Annotated in this window: 12 protein-coding genes; 4 read left to right on the forward strand and 8 right to left on the reverse strand. The window is 38.2% G+C overall.

Going from position 1 to position 18,025, the window contains the following annotated elements:
* The first annotated feature begins 118 nt into the window (after positions 1-118).
* Positions 119-1,555 (forward strand): MFS transporter, encoded by a 1,437-nt coding sequence (locus B3P23_RS18180; protein ID WP_045752970.1) that lies wholly within the window; start codon positions 119-121, stop codon positions 1,553-1,555.
* A 46-nt stretch (positions 1,556-1,601) separates the two neighbouring features.
* Positions 1,602-3,221 carry an NADP-dependent glyceraldehyde-3-phosphate dehydrogenase gene (locus B3P23_RS18185; RefSeq protein WP_045752971.1) on the forward strand — a complete coding sequence of 540 codons (1,620 nt, stop codon included), beginning with the start codon at positions 1,602-1,604 and terminating at the stop codon, positions 3,219-3,221.
* 24 nt (positions 3,222-3,245) lie between these two features.
* On the opposite strand, the gene B3P23_RS18190 is transcribed toward B3P23_RS18185, so the two are convergent.
* The 4 genes from B3P23_RS18190 to B3P23_RS18205 all read right to left on the reverse strand — a co-directional run bounded on the left by B3P23_RS18190 (position 3,246) and on the right by B3P23_RS18205 (position 10,619).
* Positions 3,246-3,989 (reverse strand): rhamnogalacturonan acetylesterase, encoded by a 744-nt coding sequence (locus B3P23_RS18190; RefSeq protein WP_293928574.1) that lies wholly within the window; start codon positions 3,987-3,989, stop codon positions 3,246-3,248.
* Positions 3,990-4,063: 74 nt separating this feature from the next.
* Entirely contained in the window at positions 4,064-5,617 is a 1,554-nt protein-coding gene (locus B3P23_RS18195) for a DUF5123 domain-containing protein (protein WP_293928576.1), read from the reverse strand.
* Between the two features lie 24 nt (positions 5,618-5,641).
* Entirely contained in the window at positions 5,642-7,420 is a 1,779-nt protein-coding gene (locus B3P23_RS18200; protein WP_293928578.1) for a RagB/SusD family nutrient uptake outer membrane protein, read from the reverse strand.
* Positions 7,421-7,424: 4 nt separating this feature from the next.
* A complete protein-coding gene (locus tag B3P23_RS18205; protein ID WP_293928580.1) occupies positions 7,425-10,619 on the reverse strand; it encodes a SusC/RagA family TonB-linked outer membrane protein in 3,195 nt (1,064 codons plus the stop codon).
* 247 nt (positions 10,620-10,866) lie between these two features.
* Between B3P23_RS18205 and B3P23_RS18210 the strand changes: the two genes are divergently transcribed.
* Positions 10,867-11,889, forward strand: a complete 1,023-nt coding sequence (locus B3P23_RS18210) for a LacI family DNA-binding transcriptional regulator (protein ID WP_248755012.1) — start codon at positions 10,867-10,869, stop codon at positions 11,887-11,889.
* A gap of 151 nt (positions 11,890-12,040) precedes the next feature.
* Here the strand turns inward: B3P23_RS18210 and B3P23_RS18215 are convergent, their stop codons facing one another.
* The 3 genes from B3P23_RS18215 to B3P23_RS18225 form a co-directional block, all read right to left on the reverse strand.
* Positions 12,041-14,446 carry a TonB-dependent receptor domain-containing protein gene (locus tag B3P23_RS18215; RefSeq protein ID WP_248755013.1) on the reverse strand — a complete coding sequence of 802 codons (2,406 nt, stop codon included), beginning with the start codon at positions 14,444-14,446 and terminating at the stop codon, positions 12,041-12,043.
* Between the two features lie 198 nt (positions 14,447-14,644).
* Positions 14,645-16,318, reverse strand: coding sequence for a PspC domain-containing protein (locus B3P23_RS18220; RefSeq protein WP_094771904.1), 1,674 nt, complete (start codon positions 16,316-16,318; stop codon positions 14,645-14,647).
* A gap of 12 nt (positions 16,319-16,330) precedes the next feature.
* Entirely contained in the window at positions 16,331-16,684 is a 354-nt protein-coding gene (locus B3P23_RS18225; protein ID WP_045754597.1) for a PadR family transcriptional regulator, read from the reverse strand.
* 105 nt (positions 16,685-16,789) lie between these two features.
* On the opposite strand from B3P23_RS18225, the gene B3P23_RS18230 reads away from it, so the two are divergent.
* Positions 16,790-17,245 (forward strand): VanZ family protein, encoded by a 456-nt coding sequence (locus tag B3P23_RS18230; protein WP_346569300.1) that lies wholly within the window; start codon positions 16,790-16,792, stop codon positions 17,243-17,245.
* 41 nt (positions 17,246-17,286) lie between these two features.
* Here the strand turns inward: B3P23_RS18230 and B3P23_RS18235 are convergent, their stop codons facing one another.
* A complete protein-coding gene (locus B3P23_RS18235; RefSeq protein WP_293928586.1) occupies positions 17,287-17,982 on the reverse strand; it encodes a ComF family protein in 696 nt (231 codons plus the stop codon).
* Between the last annotated feature and the right edge of the window lie 43 nt (positions 17,983-18,025).

Here is an 18,025-nt window from a genome sequence, read left to right on the forward strand (position 1 = left end):
TCAACCTAAGTTACCAGGATGGACTTGTCCGTAGCTATTGATATACTCTTATTGAAAGGAATACGAACAAACTTACATTTCTTTATATCAACCATGTAAAGAAAAAGTACCTAAAAATATGAACAATAATAAACCAACAAAGTATCGCTGGAGCGTTTGTGCCCTCCTATTTTTTGCCACTACTATCAATTATTTAGATCGTCAGGTGCTCTCCCTAACTTGGAAAGACTTCATCAGTCCAGAGTTTCATTGGACTAATAATGATTACGGAACAATAACAGCACTATTCTCCATTTTTTATGCGGTGAGTATGCTTTTTGCTGGTCGTTTTGTCGATTGGATGGACACAAAAAAAGGATTTCTTTGGGCAATAGGTATCTGGTCTATCGGTGCTATCCTACATGCTTTTTGTGGTATCGCAACAGCGGGGCAACTGACAGGCAATTGGTTTTTAAATTTTGAGGAGTCCAAAGAAGTAATAGGTACGATCAATGATGTGGGCTTGGTGATCAGCACGAGTGTCACCTTATTTATTTTTGCTCGTTTTGTATTGGCCATTGGCGAAGCTGGTAATTTTCCCGCAGCGATCAAGGCAACAGCAGAATATTTTCCAAAAAAAGACCGTGCATTGGCAACCAGTATTTTCAATGCAGGTGCTACCATTGGAGCATTAGTAGCCCCCATTACTATTCCTACAATAGCGAAGTACTACGGTTGGGAAATGTCCTTTATTATTATCGGTGCCTTGGGATTTGTCTGGATGGGATTTTGGATATTTATGTATAAGAAACCTGAAGAACACCCTCAGGTCAATGAAAGTGAATTAACTTATATCCTACAAGATTCGGCACATCATACAGAAGAACAAAAGCTAAATGAAAAGACAAAAGTCTCTTTTATAGATTGTTTTAAGCATAAACAAACATGGGCTTTTGCTTTTGGAAAATTTATGACTGATGGTGTTTGGTGGTTTTTCCTATTTTGGATGCCGGCTTATCTGAGTGCTGTATATGACATTAAATCGTCCGATACCGAAGGACAGTTGGCCATTTTTGTTCTATACATGATTACCCTATTCTCCATCTACGGTGGATACCTACCTACTCTTTTTGTCGAAAAGAAAGGTATGAATCCGTATGAAGGCAGAATGCGCGCGATGTTGATCTTTGCTTTTATTCCCTTGATTGTTTTATTTGCACAACCTCTAGGATATGTGTCTTACTGGGTTCCTGTAGTTTTTATCGGTATTGCGGGTGCAGCTCATCAATCTTGGTCTGCCAATATCTTCTCAACTGTTGGTGACATGTTTCCAAAGAAAGCAATTGCTACAGTAACAGGTATCGGTGGTTTAGCCGGAGGACTTGGTGCATTTATTATCAACAAAATATCTGGTGTTCTATTTGATTATGCCAAAGAAACTCAAATGAAATTTATGGGATTCCATGGCGAGGCAGCAGGCTATTTCATCATTTTTTCATTTTGTGCTGTTGCATATTTAATTGCATGGATAGTCATGAAAGCTTTGGTTCCTAAAATGAAAATCGTAGATTTATAATTATAATATATTCAACAACCTAATCCATAATTAAACTAAACTCTAAATGAACTTAGAATTAGAAAGTATTTTCTACGAGGAGAGTAACATCCCTCCTGAATTTACGCTCGAACAACAAGTCGATCAACGCGAGTTCCTTTCTGATGGGAAAATGATTCCTTGGGAAGGACAAATCAATGAAGTTTTTTCACCTATATGTGTCAAGACCAAGGACGGTCTTCAACGAAAGCGTATCGGTAGTTTTCCAGTATGTACTGAAAAAGAATCTATGGCAGCGCTAGATGCTGCTGTCCAAGCTTTTGATAATGGTCGCGGTGAATGGCCAACAATGAGTGTGGCTGATCGCATCATCTGTGTCGAAAATTTCACCAAAAAAATGATCGAGAAAAAAGACATTGTCGTCAAATTGATCATGTGGGAAATCGGAAAATCATATACAGATTCCATCAAAGAATTTGATCGTACCGTAGAATACATCTATGCCACGATCGATGCTTTAAAAGATATTGACAGACAGTCTTCAAGATTTGAAATCGAACAAGGTATTATTGCTCAGATCAGACGCTCACCGCTCGGTGTAGTACTTTGTATGGGCCCCTTTAACTATCCTTTGAACGAGACCTTTACTACGCTTATACCGGCATTGATAATGGGCAATACCTTGTTATTTAAACCACCTAAGCATGGTACATTATTGCACTACCCTTTGTTAGAGGCATTCAGAACTAGTTTTCCAAAAGGTGTAGTCAATACCATCTACGGTAGAGGAAACAACATTGTACCGAGCTTGATGCAGTCTGGAAAAATTAACGTATTAACATTAATTGGTTCTAGTAAAGTCGCAGATGAATTAAAAAAACTGCACCCTAAAGTAAATCGCCTACGTGCCATTTTAGGATTGGATGCCAAAAATGCGGCGATTATCACAAAAGATGCTGATCTTAACTTAGCTGTATCGGAAACGGTATTGGGGTCACTTTCTTTCAATGGTCAACGCTGTACAGCCATAAAAATAGTGTACGTACACCGTAGTATTGCACAAGAATTCTTAAAACGCTTAACAGCAGAAGTGGAGAAATTGAAGTTTGGTATGCCTTGGGAAAAAGGGGTGTCGCTAACACCATTACCTGAATTAAACAAACCGGCATACTTAACCGAATGTATCCAAGATGCCATTGCCAATGGAGCGAAGGTCATCAATCCAAATGGCGGACAAGTAGAAGAATCATTTGTGTATCCGGCGATCATGTATCCGGTAAATGCCAATATGAAGCTTTATAGAGAAGAGCAGTTTGGTCCAGTGATTCCTGTTGTACCTTTTGATGACTTAGAAGAACCGATTGAATATTTAATTGAATCTTCGCATGGTCAGCAAGTTAGTATTTTCAGTAATAATGCTGCTGTGATCTCTTCTTTAATTGATCCATTGGTCAATCAGGTAAGCCGTGTAAATATTAATTGTCAATGCCAGAGAGGTCCTGATAATTTTCCATTTACAGGTCGTAAAGACAGTGCCGAAGGTACGTTATCGGTCGTGGATGCATTGCGTGCATTCTCTATCCGTTCTCTCGTTGCGGCCAAATTTACAGATGACAATAAAAAGATGCTTAATGATATTGTGAGCTCCAACAGTTCCAATTTCTTAAGTACCAAATACATTTTCTAAAATAAAAAGGGGCTTTGCCCCTTTTTATTTTATCTTTTGCGCTAATGTTATCGACTGCTCTTTGATCCCTTGTACGACCAATTGGGCAATTACAAGCGCTCCGCGCTCATTCAGGTGTGTATCATCAATCTTTCCGTTAGGATAATTGGGATGAGGAGGAGGTACATGTAAAAACAAGTTTTTAGAAGACTCTTCTCCATACTCCATCAATAATGTACGCGTTTTTTTTTCCATATCAATCATAGGAACTCCTAATGTACGCGCAACACTCCTTACCCGATCTGGATATTGCCCATGCGTATCGACCAACTGACCATCCTCAAATTTCCTTCTTACTATAGAAGTCAATAAAATGGGATGAGCTTTCTTTGCTCGTACTTCGGCCACATATTGCATCAGATTCTGTTCATATTCCTGCAAACTTGTACCCACTGTGGGCCGGTCCACTTTTTCATCATTATGACCAAATTGGATCAAAACATAATCTCCTGCTCGCAAATCATTCAGCACCTCCGACCAGCTAGTATGTCCTACTGAATCATTGGGCTTACGGAATGATTTTGTGCTCCTGCCGTTAATGGCTAAATTAATGACTTCTACATCTGAATTAAAAAACTGCTTAAAAGGTGTTCCCCATCCTGTTTCAGGAAAGACATTTGCTTTTTTATCCGCGGCGGTTGAATCACCTATGATATACACCCTCGTTTTATCAAGCGAAAAAGAGGATGCGAGCGCTGTTAAAATCAATAACAAAAATATCTTGTTCATATCATATTCTATGATGGTGACTAAAAATAGCCTGCCCATTTATACTAGACAGGCTATAAATTAAACAACCAAAACTATTTAATCCATCTCATATCACCAATACCATTCTCTTTTAGCGTGCTATTCGAAATTGTAAAGTCTCCCTTTGAAACATCTTTAAATCCTGGGTTCAGGGTTGTTCCCGATGGGTCAATCTTTATACTGGCAGATGATGTTGCTGTAAAATTTACGGCATTAAAATAATTATTGTTCGCTACTGTTTTTAATGTCGTGGCTGCTTGATTCGCCAGCAAGCCGTCCGTATTTGCAACAATATTCTTCGTAAATGAAATTTCATTTTTTGTTGCTCGCACATAGAATAACCTTTTCGTATTCAAATTAACCACATTATAAAATGTATTGTTTGAAACTTTCAGGATAACATTTTCACTTGGAAAATTGGTAGAGCCATCTGCATCCATACGAAACAAATCTCTTGCAGCAACACAGTTGTAAACGGTATTGTTAACGAATGTCAAACCTTTGACCAAACCTTTTCTGATATCAATAAAATCACCGCCAGTCCCTTCGATATTGTGGAAAATGCCCTGTTCAAATTGCACCGCATTAATCAGTGATTTGTCAGCAACATTCAGTAAGCTATTTTTATAATTTCGGATCACAACATCTTGTACATGAAGATCTCCATATGTTCCATTGTCAAACTGTTTGTAAATAAATGTAGAAGCCACTTCTTTTTTACCGTCCAGAATCAGATCTTTTATGGAAAGTGCTGCCCCATCGCTCACTATAAATCCGGCATTAATCAAAACGGGCTTATTGACCGATTCAATTCCTTTGATACTGATTACTTTACTAATGAGCAGGTCTGTACTCAACAGATATTCTCCAGATTTTAAGGCAAATGTTTCACCACCAACGGCATTTTTAATTGCTGATTCCAATTCAGCGGCGGTCGTAATTAAAATCGCACCCCCCAAATCAATTGCCGTTGTAAAGCTTAATGTCCCACGTACTTTTGATTCATTCATCAAAGTGGCAACATAATTGGTTTCACCAATTAGGCCACTTACTGTTGCCTGTCCTTTAGCGATTTCGTCAGCTGTCACTTGATGAATGATATTTCCTGGTGAAAGTACTATCGTTGTAGCCTTCTCTCCTGCAGTCCATTCCAAAAAGGCTGCATTTGCTTCAATTTTGGATACATCGACAGCCTTAAAGATTTGTTCAGTGCTCGTTTTAAACGTAGCCGAACTCCACTTTGAATCCTTGATATCTGCTCCAACTGCCTTCACCCGTACAGCATAATCGGTATCCCCAGAAAGTCCTGTAATGGTATAGGGTACCTGATCAAAAAGGATATCAGAAACCACACGTTCTGGCTCTCCAGAAAAACTTTCATCTTTGGAAGCATACACTTCTACGGTATAGGAGGTTGCTTTTGATACCGCTTTCCAAGTCAGTCTCACTCCTGTCTGGTTGACAACACGTGTTTCTAATGATGTGGGCGAAAATACACGGTCTACATCTAAGGTGGTTATTTCGGCAAACCGGTCATCCTTGCAGCCACTCGTTCCCAATGAAATAATAAGGATAAAAGGATATATGAAGTTGTTAAACTTGATCATAATTTATTGTTTTCATTTAAATAATTACTGAAAATTAAACCCATTATTATTCAGCTTGCCATTACTTCCGTCCAAAAACACTTGCCAAATGGGCCAAAACTGCTGTTGATCTGGATCTCTTAAAAACAAACCATCCCAATACTTCACAGCATCAGAGGCTGCATTCAATGTCCAGGCTTTGCTAGATTCATATGTGCTTCCGACTGCATCTGTATCTCCTTTTTTTAGCCCATAGATTTCTACTGTCTCTTGATCCGCTGCGGTTCTAAAATAAATTTTGGACAATAAGCCTTCATATTTTCCAGTTCGCGCTTCCAACTGCTGTAATTTAATTTTGGATGCATTCAGCTTCTCACTCAATAAATTCCACCGAATAAGATCCGATTTACGCAGCATTTCACCCACAAACTCCAAGGCTCGTTCGTCGACTATAGCATTAAAAAATAAGGTTTTGCTTTGTGTAATTTGGTTCATGTACTGATCCACTTTTGCGGTGTTATTGGCAAAAGCACGAGCCCTTACTTGTTTAAAATATGGAGCTGCTGCTTGTGGACCGTCCAATTCATTAATCGCCTCAGCCGCCATCAATAAAACATCGGCGTAGCGCATATACATCCAGTTCAAACCGTCATCATTGGTAGAAGTCACCACGCGACTCATCCATTCATAGCGATATTTACCAAAGTACCATTTGTTTAGACTGGTCGGTACTTGCTTGCCCCCGGTCCATTCATACGGAACACAAGAAACATCTCTGCGCAAATCACCCTCCTCATAATCATAATACATCGTTGGATTAGGTCCATTAGTACCACCTTTGTTTTGTCCGGTGTATTTATCCACTGTCGTATGTTTGACTCCCAGATCAAAGATCACACGACCTCTACCCTCGCTAAATGGAATCTCCCACATCGACTCCAGCCCGGCAGCTCCAGACTCGCGGCATAATGTTTTGAATACCTCCTCAAAATCCAACAACCGTTGTGTACCGCTATTGATAATATCCAGACACTCTTGTTTAGCAATTGCATAGGTTTTCGCTACAGCTAAATCTGGATCATTGCTTCTTCTAATCGTTCCATCAGAACGTTGAGAAAATCCGCCAGCTGCCAAAGCTAGACGAGCACGAAGCCCTTTTGCAAAAGCTTTATTTACGCGTTCCACAGAAGAAGTCGTAGAGGTTGCATTTGCCCAAGGCAATAAAGTAGCGGCCTCTTCGAGATCTTGTAACAACTGTTTGTAAATCACATCGCGATCACTTTTCTCGATATAGGTGGTTTCACTTGTTAAAGGTTCGAAGCGAGCAGGGACATCTCCCCATCCTTTTAATAAATCGTTGTACAGTACTGCACGCAATGTCAATACCTCTCCTAAGATTTGAGCTAATTCAGGATTATTCGCGACATTTCCATACGTACGTAGACCACGAATCGCCATATTTGCACGCTCTATCCCCTCATAAAATTTTGCCCAAGCGTTATTATCCGTGTTCATCTGCCCATTATTCACATTGGTATTATAATTGGATAGTCGCGATTTATCATCAGCAATTGTTCTTAACGCATTGTTTACTTCTGTATCCGTATTGACACCATAGAACACCAGATACCGACCCCTATAGGAGTTTGTCTCACCAAAAGACTGTATAATCCCAGCTATAGCACCAGAGGCTAAACTTGGAGTAGAAAAAATAATCGATTCATCTAATGAAGATTTGGTAGGGGCATCCAACACCTTACTACAAGAAGCGGATAAACTCGCAGCAACAAGTAAGATTGAAATTTTACTATATATTCTTTTCATCTTCTTAAAAATTTAAATTAATACCAGCAACAAATAGCCGACTCTTAGGGTAAGCTGAATAATCAACTCCAGGGGTAAGGTTTGTTTTTCTACGCGTAGACACTTCGGGATCAAAACCGCTATAATTGGTCCACGTAAATAGATTATATCCCGTTACATAGAGACGTAAATTTTTGACGCTCGCTTTTTTCAACCACTGATTAGGCAATGTATAGCCTACTGATAGCGTACTAAAGCGCAAGAAGGAACCATCTTCAACTGCCCAATCACTGAATACAAAACTTTTCATATGTGGAGACCACATTGTCGTATTGCGGTTCATTTCTTCCAATTGATTGGGATCGTTTGATAGAGTTCCATCTGGCAATAAATTGGTCCAACGCTGTCCCTCAGCCATGGTCGAGATCATATTACGTGACGAATATTTACTTGTTGAGGTGTATTCGATCTTATTGGCATTGTAAATATCATTGCCGTAACTCCAGTTGAATAAGGCTGAGATATCAAAGTTATATATACGACTATAGATCGAAAAACCTCCTGTATGACTTGGATTGGCATCTCCTATAATCGTTCGATCTGTCGCATCAACACGATTTCCTTCTCCTGCAATATTTTTCAATTTTATCATACCTGGTCTCAGTGCTCCTACCACGACCGTAGCATCGGCAACACCATCTTTTAAGATCCATTTCTTTGTCGTTGCATCGTATCCCGAAAAATCTGATACTTCGTAGCGTCCATCATTTAAGTAACCATACATCTTACCTACCGACAGTCCTTGCTGAACGATATACTCGGGATCGATCTCACTAGATGCCCATTGAGTTTGGGCATAGAAGCTTTCCATCAGACCTAAAGAATTAACTTTGTTTCTGTTGAAACTGATATTTGCAGAGAGATTTAAATCTATATTCTTTTTCTGTATGGCCTTCCATGCCAACGACAATTCCAGCCCTTTATTTTGGGTTTCTCCCATATTGCGATATTGCCCATCATATCCCGATCCCGGAATTGAAAATAAGATGAGTAAATCTTTAGTATGATTTAAATAGGCATCTATGGTACCGGTGACCGCTCCACCAAATAAGGAGTAATCTAGACCCAGATTGCGCGTTACTGTGGTTTCCCATTTTAAGTCCGAATTGGCCATGATCTTTGATGCAGCCCAATAGCTTTCAAAACCATTGACCCAATTAGTAGGTTGTACGACAAATGTTTGTGTCATCTGACCAGATGGTATGTTATTGTTTCCTGCGGTTCCGTAACTAGCTCTTAGCTTCAAATCGTCTAGCCAACGCTTGGAATTATCCATAAAGGGCTCTGCAGAAATGCGCCAGGCTCCAGAGGCTGACGGAAAATACCCCCATCTGTTGTTTTTAGAAAATTTGGATGAACCATCCGCTCTAAATGTGGCACTTAGCAGATATTTACCCTTAAAATCATAATTTGATCGACCGAAAAATGACAGGAGCTTATCATCAGGGAATAGGTAGTTTTCAATGGCATTTGCATCACCTTGTGCGGATAATTTTCGAGCATCGTCAAAACCGAATGTCTTGGCGAAACCATGTAACGTTGTCGTATGTGACTCCGATATACTTTTGAGATACTCCTGCCCTAACAAAAGATTTAAATTATGATGGGTACCCATCATATCTTTAAAGTCATAGGTCAATGTATTGGCATTTCGAAGCGATTGTTTATTTAATTTAGTAAAAACAATCGCGGGAAAACCTTGATTTTCCGCAGCGGGAATATTGGCGACATAATAAGTTGTTTTTCCATAGAAGCGTTCATCGGCATTCCGAAAATCATCATAACCAATTTCTGATTTTATTCTCAAGTTATCAACCAATTCCCAAGCAACACTTCCATTGAGGTTATAGGTCCTCCTCTTTTGTAATTGATCATTATCGGAAAGGGCTTCCAATGGGTTATATAGGTTAAATTCATCATCAGTCTCATCCGTATTGGTTAACCCCTGAATGGCAAAAGGAGGATAGAGCATCGCATATTTCAAGCGTGAATCTGCTGAAGATATTTCTTTCTGTTCATTAGTCCCTCCGCCTTCAATCTTGGTATCTGAAAAGCGCATGCCCAAATCAACAGTAACTCTTTTATGCGGTTTATGGTTTAATTTAAAATTTAGATTTTGGCGCTGATAACCGGACATCTCCATGATGGCTTTATCCTTGATAAAAGTGTGACTCAGTGTATATTTGGTATTATCACTGCCTCCACTTAGACTGATATTTTGATTGAAAACATTCCCCGTTCTACCAAATACCAGATCCTGCCAATCATTTGCTTTGACTTGATCATACAGATCAATATCTTGGTAATTGCCAAAGTACTTGGTGTACCCTCCTAGGTCGTTATTCAGTAGTGCATTTTCATATTGCCATTTGACATAATCGGCAGGAGTAAGTACATCCAGTGTATTAGCTATATTTCTAAAACCACCGTACGCAGCATAGCTGACGGCTGTTTTACCGGACTTGGCTCCTTTGGTGGTGACTAGGATCACGCCATTCGCTCCTCTGGAACCATAGATTGCCGCAGAAGAAGCATCTTTTAAAACATCGATTGTTTCAATATCTGAAGGAGCAATATCAGCAATAGAAGCGACCGGAAATCCATCGACAATGTAAAGCGGAGCATTGTCTCCTGTTATGGATCCTCCCCCACGAATCCGCACCTTCATCTCCGCATCAGGAGAGCCTTCTGTAGATGATATCTGGATCCCAGCCATCCTTCCAGCAATAGCTTCTAATGCGGAGGCAACAGGAGCTTTTTGAATTACATCAGCGGATATTGAAGATATGGCCCCCGTCAAGTCTTTCCTTTTAACGGAACCATATCCAATATTCACGGACACTTCTTCCAATGCATTGGAAAGGCTCTCCATATCCAAATTGATGATGGAGCTTCCTGTAGGGACGACGACCGTAATGCTCTTGTATCCTACATAGGTCAACACAAGCTCTGTATCTTTGGTAGGAACTGACAGGATGAATTTTCCAGATTTATCTGTAATGGCTCCATTCACTGACCCTTTTACACTAACGCTAACGCCAATCAAAGGACTTGCATCTTTCGCGTCTTTAACGATACCGGATACTTGTCTACTTTGTGCAAATGCATCATTTGCAAAAAAGGCTGTACACAAAAGGGTAGAAAACAACACTCTACTCATAATGTTTATATTAAGTTTAAAAATTGCTTATCAAAAAGTAATCAAGAAGAAATTGCTCTTAAAAGGCTAAAGAAATCTCTTACAATTGGTTTAATTTATGTAACAAGTTTACTAACTAAATACCATTTCAAGGACTATTTCCCACCAAAATCTATGCAATCGTTGCCGGTATCGTTTGCAATTTTGAGTGGACTAAAATTTGATATTATCAAAAAAAAACCATAACATTATATTTAGCCCAAAAATTATGAGATTCAAACCGTCGACTATTAAAGATATTGCGCTTGCACTTAATTTATCTACCTCCACGGTATCAAGAGCTATGCGTGATAGTTATGAAATCAGTGCTGAAACGAAAAAATTAGTTTTAGATTATGCTAAAAAAATCAACTATACGGCCAATCCTATCGCGAGAAGCTTAAAGGAGAGAAGAAGCTATTCGATTGGAATCATCGTCAGTGAGATCGCTAATAATTTTTATTCGCAGGTGATCAATGGGGTGGAATCTGTGGCCCATAACAAAAACTACCAAGTGGTGATTTCACAAACACATGAGTCTGCTGAAAGAGAAAAAATGAATGTAGAATACCTGTCTTCGCGATCTGTTGATGGTTTATTGATTTCTTTATCTTCTGAAACCAATGATATTGAATACCTCAAAACCCTGCATAAGCAAGGCTATCCGATTGTTTTCTTTGACAGAATACCCGAAGATTTTGATACATTCAAGGTGACTTCAAATAATTTTAAAGGGGCTTTTGATGCAACAGAACATTTAATTTTAAATGGACATAGCAAAATAGCACACTTGACTAATAGTAAATCTTTATCCATCACAAAAGAAAGACTGGCGGGATACCAAGCAGCGCTAAAAAAGCACCATATCCGCTATGATGAAAATCTAGTGAAGTTTTCGGAGTACGGTGGTATGCATATGCAAGAAATTGATGAAGCTATTGATGCTCTATTTGAACAAAAATTTGATGCTATATTTATTTCTGGAGATAAATTGTCAACTGGTTATTTGATGTATTCAAAAAAAAAATATCCAAAATTGATAAGCAAAATAGCAATTGCTGGATTTACAAACTCCAATGTGGTCAGTATTTTCTCTCCCTCGCTAACGGTTGTCCGGCAGCCTGCATTTGAAATGGGAAAAGTAGCAACGGATCTCCTTATTCAGATGATAGAAGCAAAAAGACCTATTACCGAATATGAAACTATTACATTAGAAACAGAGCTCATCGACGAAAAAGACTTGAAAATTTAAATTGGACTTGTATCAAAACAGAGATTCAATTTTTAATCTCCTTAATCTGATAACAAGAAAAGCTTAATAAAAAACCGCAAGTACTTTCGTACTTACGGCCTACATATTAAATAAACATTGAAACTATTTACATTTGTGAAGCAAGATGCTTTTATAAAGCTCGTTGCTTTTCTTCATTATCGGTATTCTTTTTCTTTGCCGCATTTTTCAAATTCCCAAATTTGTAAGAATAGGTCAAACGAGCCACTCGACGATCTTGATTTTGTCGGATCTTCGTGTTAAAAGATGAAAAATTGGTTGATAGATTTTGATTGCTTGTATTGAAGATATCTGATACAGCTAGCTTAAGCGAGCTTCTTTTATCTTTAAAGTTTTTAGTAAGACCGATCTGTGCATCCCAACGGCTCTCCAATTTATAAATATTGTATGTGAAAGGAGAGAAATAACGTAGGTTCATTTCTGCAGATAATGAAGGTGACAGCTTAAATGTGCTCATCGAATTGACCTGAAATAGAAAACTCGTACTATTTACTATATCTCCTGCGATGGCTCCATCAAAATTCATATATACTGCGGTGATATTATTATAAGAAGACCAGAATTTTGTCACCTGTACCGGCATGCTTAAATTTAAAAAAGCCGAATTGTTTTTCCCTAGATTTTCACGTGTCACCCAAGTCGTTTTTTTAACAGAATCTTGTCCCATACTTTCCACGATTGCATCTGTCTGCGCATTGTAGCCTAAGGAAATCGTGTATTTTTTATAAAGCGTATAGTTCAAATTTAACTCATTTGCATATTGCGGATTCAAATAAGGGTTACCACGTTCTGAAGTATACTTATCAATAAAATAATCAAAGGGATTGAGCTGGCGGTAATTTGGTCTTGTTACTTTTCTCGAATAACCCAAAGAAAATATATGATTTTCATGGGCATCATAACTCAAATTTGCCGATGGGAATAAATCAAAATAATTTCGTTTTACCTGTTTGCTTTCTGTAAGCGAGTGACCATCTGATAAGGTATACTCTCCACGTAATCCCGCTTTAATTCCCCATTTTCCTATTTGATTGTCATAATCAACATAACCTGCCGCAATTTGCTCTTTATAGATGAAATGATTTGATCTGTTGACAATATTGGTCCACTTGTCATCTAATTGTTCTTCAAACAAGAGGTTATTATCTGACTTCACATTTGAATATTTTACCCCTGTCTCCAGATTGGAAGTTTTACTTAAGGGTTGATTGTAATCCAGTTTTGCAACATAGATATCAATTCCTATTGGCATCTCACTTCTTAAGATCTCTGGATCATGTATCAATTGATTGTTTTTGTCAAACAATCTATTATCATAATCAGCCTTTTTGCTATTTTTAAATTGGCTCCAATCCAAATCCAAGATCAATTTTTTACCCGTTGAATCAATCTTAAACTCGTTATTGAAATTGAATGAATAACGGTTAAAGCCTTCTTTAAACTGGGTCATGGAAATCAATGTAGAATCGATTGTGGTCAATGGTCCTATCAAAGATTTGCTATCATTGTCATTGAGCTCGACATTATTACTTCCATTAAATTGCAAAGACATTACATTACGATCCGAGGTTTTCTGTTCAACTCCAAATTTGTAGGTATGTGTCCTATCTTTGATATGCAGATTTGATTGTTGATCAAATAATGTTTCCATTCCATTGTTGGAAATGATGCGCTCTATATTAAGTCGATTGATATATTTATCGTCACTGTAAGAGTAAGATCCAAAGTAAGTCGTATTATTCTTTTTGTAGTTGAGTGACAAAGCTGAATTACCTCTAAATTTTTCACCTAATCCAGCAGTTGCAGAAAAGTTTCCATTAAAACCTTCCATTCGATTTTTCTTCATCACAATATTGATCGTTCCGACAGCTCCCTCCGCGTCATCTTTGGCACTACGTGATTTAATAACTTCAACAGACTTAATCTGGTTTCCATCTGTACTTTTTAGTAGGGTCGTCAGCTGCTCTCCCGTCATATACGTTTGGCGGCCATCGATGGTAACTTTTACTCCAGATTGTCCCATGAGCTGTAAGTTATTGTCATTATCCAAACTAACACCAGGTGCGCGCTGCACAATATCTAAACCATTATTTCCTGCGGCCAATGGTGAATTTTCAACATTTAAGATTAGCTTTCCTTGTTTATTTTCTACAAGAGGTTTCTTTCCTTCTACGGTTACTTCAGACAAGGTATTGCTGCTCGGTATAATCTGCAGATCGGGTATTTGCTGTGCTGTTTTATTAAAATTAATAATAGCGGAGCGTTTCACTTCATAACCAATCATTCTAGCTTCTACATAATATGATCCCGCTGCAACATTTTCGAAAGAATATTGTCCGTCCTCTTTGGTAATGGCTGTTTTTAAAATTATATGATTAGTACTGTGGATCAAATAAGCAGTAACAGCACTCATTTGTTCATTTTTTTCATTCACCACCTTACCTGTTATGCCCACCGCTGCCCATAGCAGTTGTGCACTGATGGCAAATAAGATTGTTAGTAATAGTTTAGTTTTCATTGAGTATAGGTTGTTCTATCCGAAATAGAAATGTTGACTAGTTAGTATAGGTTTTGTATAGAATGTTACAATAAGATTGATTTATTTAAAAAGAAGGGGCTTAACAGGCTTAAAGCCCCTTTTTTGTTAGATTTAATGGTGCCTTTCATGAAAAGGGCTTTCGGAATGAAGGTCTTTGATGTTCTTCTATGAACAGCGTTATTTTTTCTTCCCTTTCGTTTCTACGACAACAGTGCCCGGTGAAATGCTGATGATCGTATCGCGTCTTTCGATTACTGTATCTACTACTCCGTTTTCCTCTGTATCGTATTCTGTTTCAGCAACTTCTGGAAGAGCGCATTTCAAACCTAAATTTGTCATCACCCATTCTGTTTCTTTGATATCCTCATTGCTGTAACGATCCAAGCATTCGTAATACGAGATATCAGCATAGTTATGGCTCAAATCTCTATTTAATAATACTTTTGCTCCAACTGGAAGGTAAATCGTAACATTGACCTTTTGATCTCTATATAATTCATTTTCAGCTAATCTAAAATGACTATCGAAAATAATGCTCGTACTATCCTGAACGGCTTTGTAATTAATGGCAGATGCTCTTTTCGTTGCTAAATTATAATTAGCCCCCTTAGCAGAATATTCGTATTTGATATATGGCATCTGAGCAGAGTCGATCCGCTCAAAACGAATTCGGATATCGTCCTGTAAATATTCAGATAAATTCGTTCCCCTTATTTTTAGATTCGTGCGGGCATCGTCACCATTTATTTTGATCACTCGCACATCACGTTCCTGAATGCGGTAAATAGATCTTAATGCTAATGGTTTTTCTTCGACAATCTTACTTTCCTCTTTGAAATCCTTAGCGACCGATCCAGAATAGTAAATGATACCTCCCAAAGAAATCATCCACACTAAAAATAATGAGGTAGTCAGGTAATTATTCATCGGTCTGCGATCAAACAATAGCCGAATGATCAGATAAAATAATCCCGCAAATGGAATCCCGATAGCTAAAAATGCAGCTGTCAGTGCCCAAGGTGCTTGTGTTGGGTCGATCAGGTTTAGGGGTTCAATAATACCTCGATCGGTCACACCTGCGATTCCCAAGCTAAAAAAGATAAGTGCAATAAGCAATGATATTAAGCTTAAACCTATTGAAAAGGCAACAATCAAACCGATTACTTTTGCAAAAATCTTGACAATCTCTCCAAATGCCGTTCCCGCAGATTCAACACCTCTATTGAATGTACTTCCAGCACCCGAAAAATTATCCTTGAGACCACTCAACTCTTCCTCAAAACTTCTTTTAAAATTTTGAATATTGGGTGATTCGCCGCGCATTTCCATACGATCTGCTCTGGTAATTGCAATTGGCATGACGATCCACAAAATGATATAGACCAAAAATCCGGAACCAAACACGACGACGAATAAAACAAACAAAAGCCTAACCCAACGTGCCTCTATGCCAAAGTAATGGCCCAGTCCACTACATACACCACTGATCACTTTATCTTCAGGGTCTCGCATCAGCTTTTTACCAGTTCGAAAGTTAGCATAAGCATTGTTCGTCTGCTGATCGCTATATTGTTGATCTGTGTCATTGATTTCAAAATCACTAACACTTCCCATCTGTGCAATTACGGCATTTACATCGTCCATATTCAGTACCTCTTTGATGCCGGTCTGAATCTTCTCTGTAAACATTTCTGCAATACGATTTTCGATATCCTCCAAAATCTCTTTGCTATCTTCTGAACTTCCGAAATGTTTTTTAATATCAATCATATAATTGCGCAACACATCATATGCGTCCTCTTCTATATGAAAAACGATACTATTTATATTGATAATTATAGTCTTGTTCATGGTATGTATAGGTTATATTGATTTGTCAATTTTATTAATTCGATCTGCTAGGGACGTCTCCACCGCAAAAACCAGTTCTTTCCAAGTGACATCTAAAATGTCCAGAACTTGAAGTCCTTCATTGGTGATTTCATAATACTTACGAGGAGGACCAGAAGTGGACTCTTTCCATATGTAACTCAGCAAACCGTTATTCTTAAGTCTTGTCAATAGCGGATATAATGTTCCCTCTACAACCAAGAGCTGTGCTTTCTTCAGTTCGCTGATGATATCCGATGCATATATTTCCCCTCGGGAAATAATAGAAAGAATACAATATTCAAGTATCCCTTTGCGCATCTGTATTTGTGTATTTTCAGCTATCATAACAATACAAAGATATATGTTTTATTATGTACTATGCAATACATAGTACTATATAAATGTCAATATTTTTCTTAAACATCTGTAAATCAGGTTAATAATTTTACTATGTGTTTCATAACATTATTTCACTTTTCTTGTATTTATGATTATTTTAGCACGAAAATTGATTATAAGGAGAGCATGATTAGATTATTATTAGATTATAAATGGGTAATGCTTTGGGCAGTAATAGTAATCTTACTTTGCTGTATGCCGGGACAGAATTTTGAAAAAGTACCGTCTTATCCCGGAATGGACAAACTTGTTCACGCGGGTATGTTCTTCGTTTTCTGCACTTTGATTTACAATGGTGTACTGGTACAATTCAAAGGCCGCCCCACAAAATGGGTCCCGGTATTGGTGGTTAGTATTTTAGGTCTTCTTTTCGCTTTGTTGACAGAAGCATTGCAACTTTATATATTTACCTACAGATCTGGCGACTGGTGGGATCTTTTTGCAGATAGTGTAGGAATAGGTATGGCGGGATTCGCGTACTTGCTTTTTTATGTACGGAGAAAATAAAATTTAGTACACTAGGATTTGGCAGGAGCCACATCTCAACACTAAGCCCGCGCTAAAGTTAATACCGATAGGATACAGCCTGCCGCAACAAGTTGTTCTGCGGCAGCCGTTAATGTGGCTCCGGTGGTCAAAACATCGTCCACCAATAACACATGTTTCCCTCTTAGGCGATCTTGATCTGGACACATAAAGACATTCAAAACATTGTCATATCGCTCCAGCCTGGATTTTTTAGTTTGGCTGATGTTATCTTTTTCACGAATCAATCCATGTTCTAAAATTGGTTTTGACAACCCCATTCCAATACCTTTTGCCAGATGAAAAGATTGATTATACCCCCTTTTGTTTAGCTTGTTTTTGTGTAAGGGAATTGGAATAATAACATCAACATCTGTAAATACATCACTTTTAGCTAATGTTTCACCATACTGCTTACCCAGAAAATAAGCCAATTGGGGTTGATTTGCATATTTAATTTGATACAAAATCCGTTCTACGCGCGACTTTCTTCGCAACAAAAACATAGCAGCAGCATGTTCAAATGGAAATTTACCCCAGAGCTGACGTGCTACCTGATTATTGGAGTCTAGATGGAAATTTGTAATGGGCAAATGAAATAAACAAGATGTGCAGATATATTTTTCTTGACTAACCAAAATATGGCCACAACCAGCGCAGATCTTAGGAAAAAATAGGGCTGAAAAATCTGATAAGTAATGGAGTAACCGGTTCTTCATATCGACTGTACCTATACCAACTTGATTAATTTTGTTTTATTTA

The organism is Sphingobacterium sp. UBA6320, assembly GCF_002440335.1.
In the GTDB taxonomy this organism is placed as follows: domain Bacteria; phylum Bacteroidota; class Bacteroidia; order Sphingobacteriales; family Sphingobacteriaceae; genus Sphingobacterium.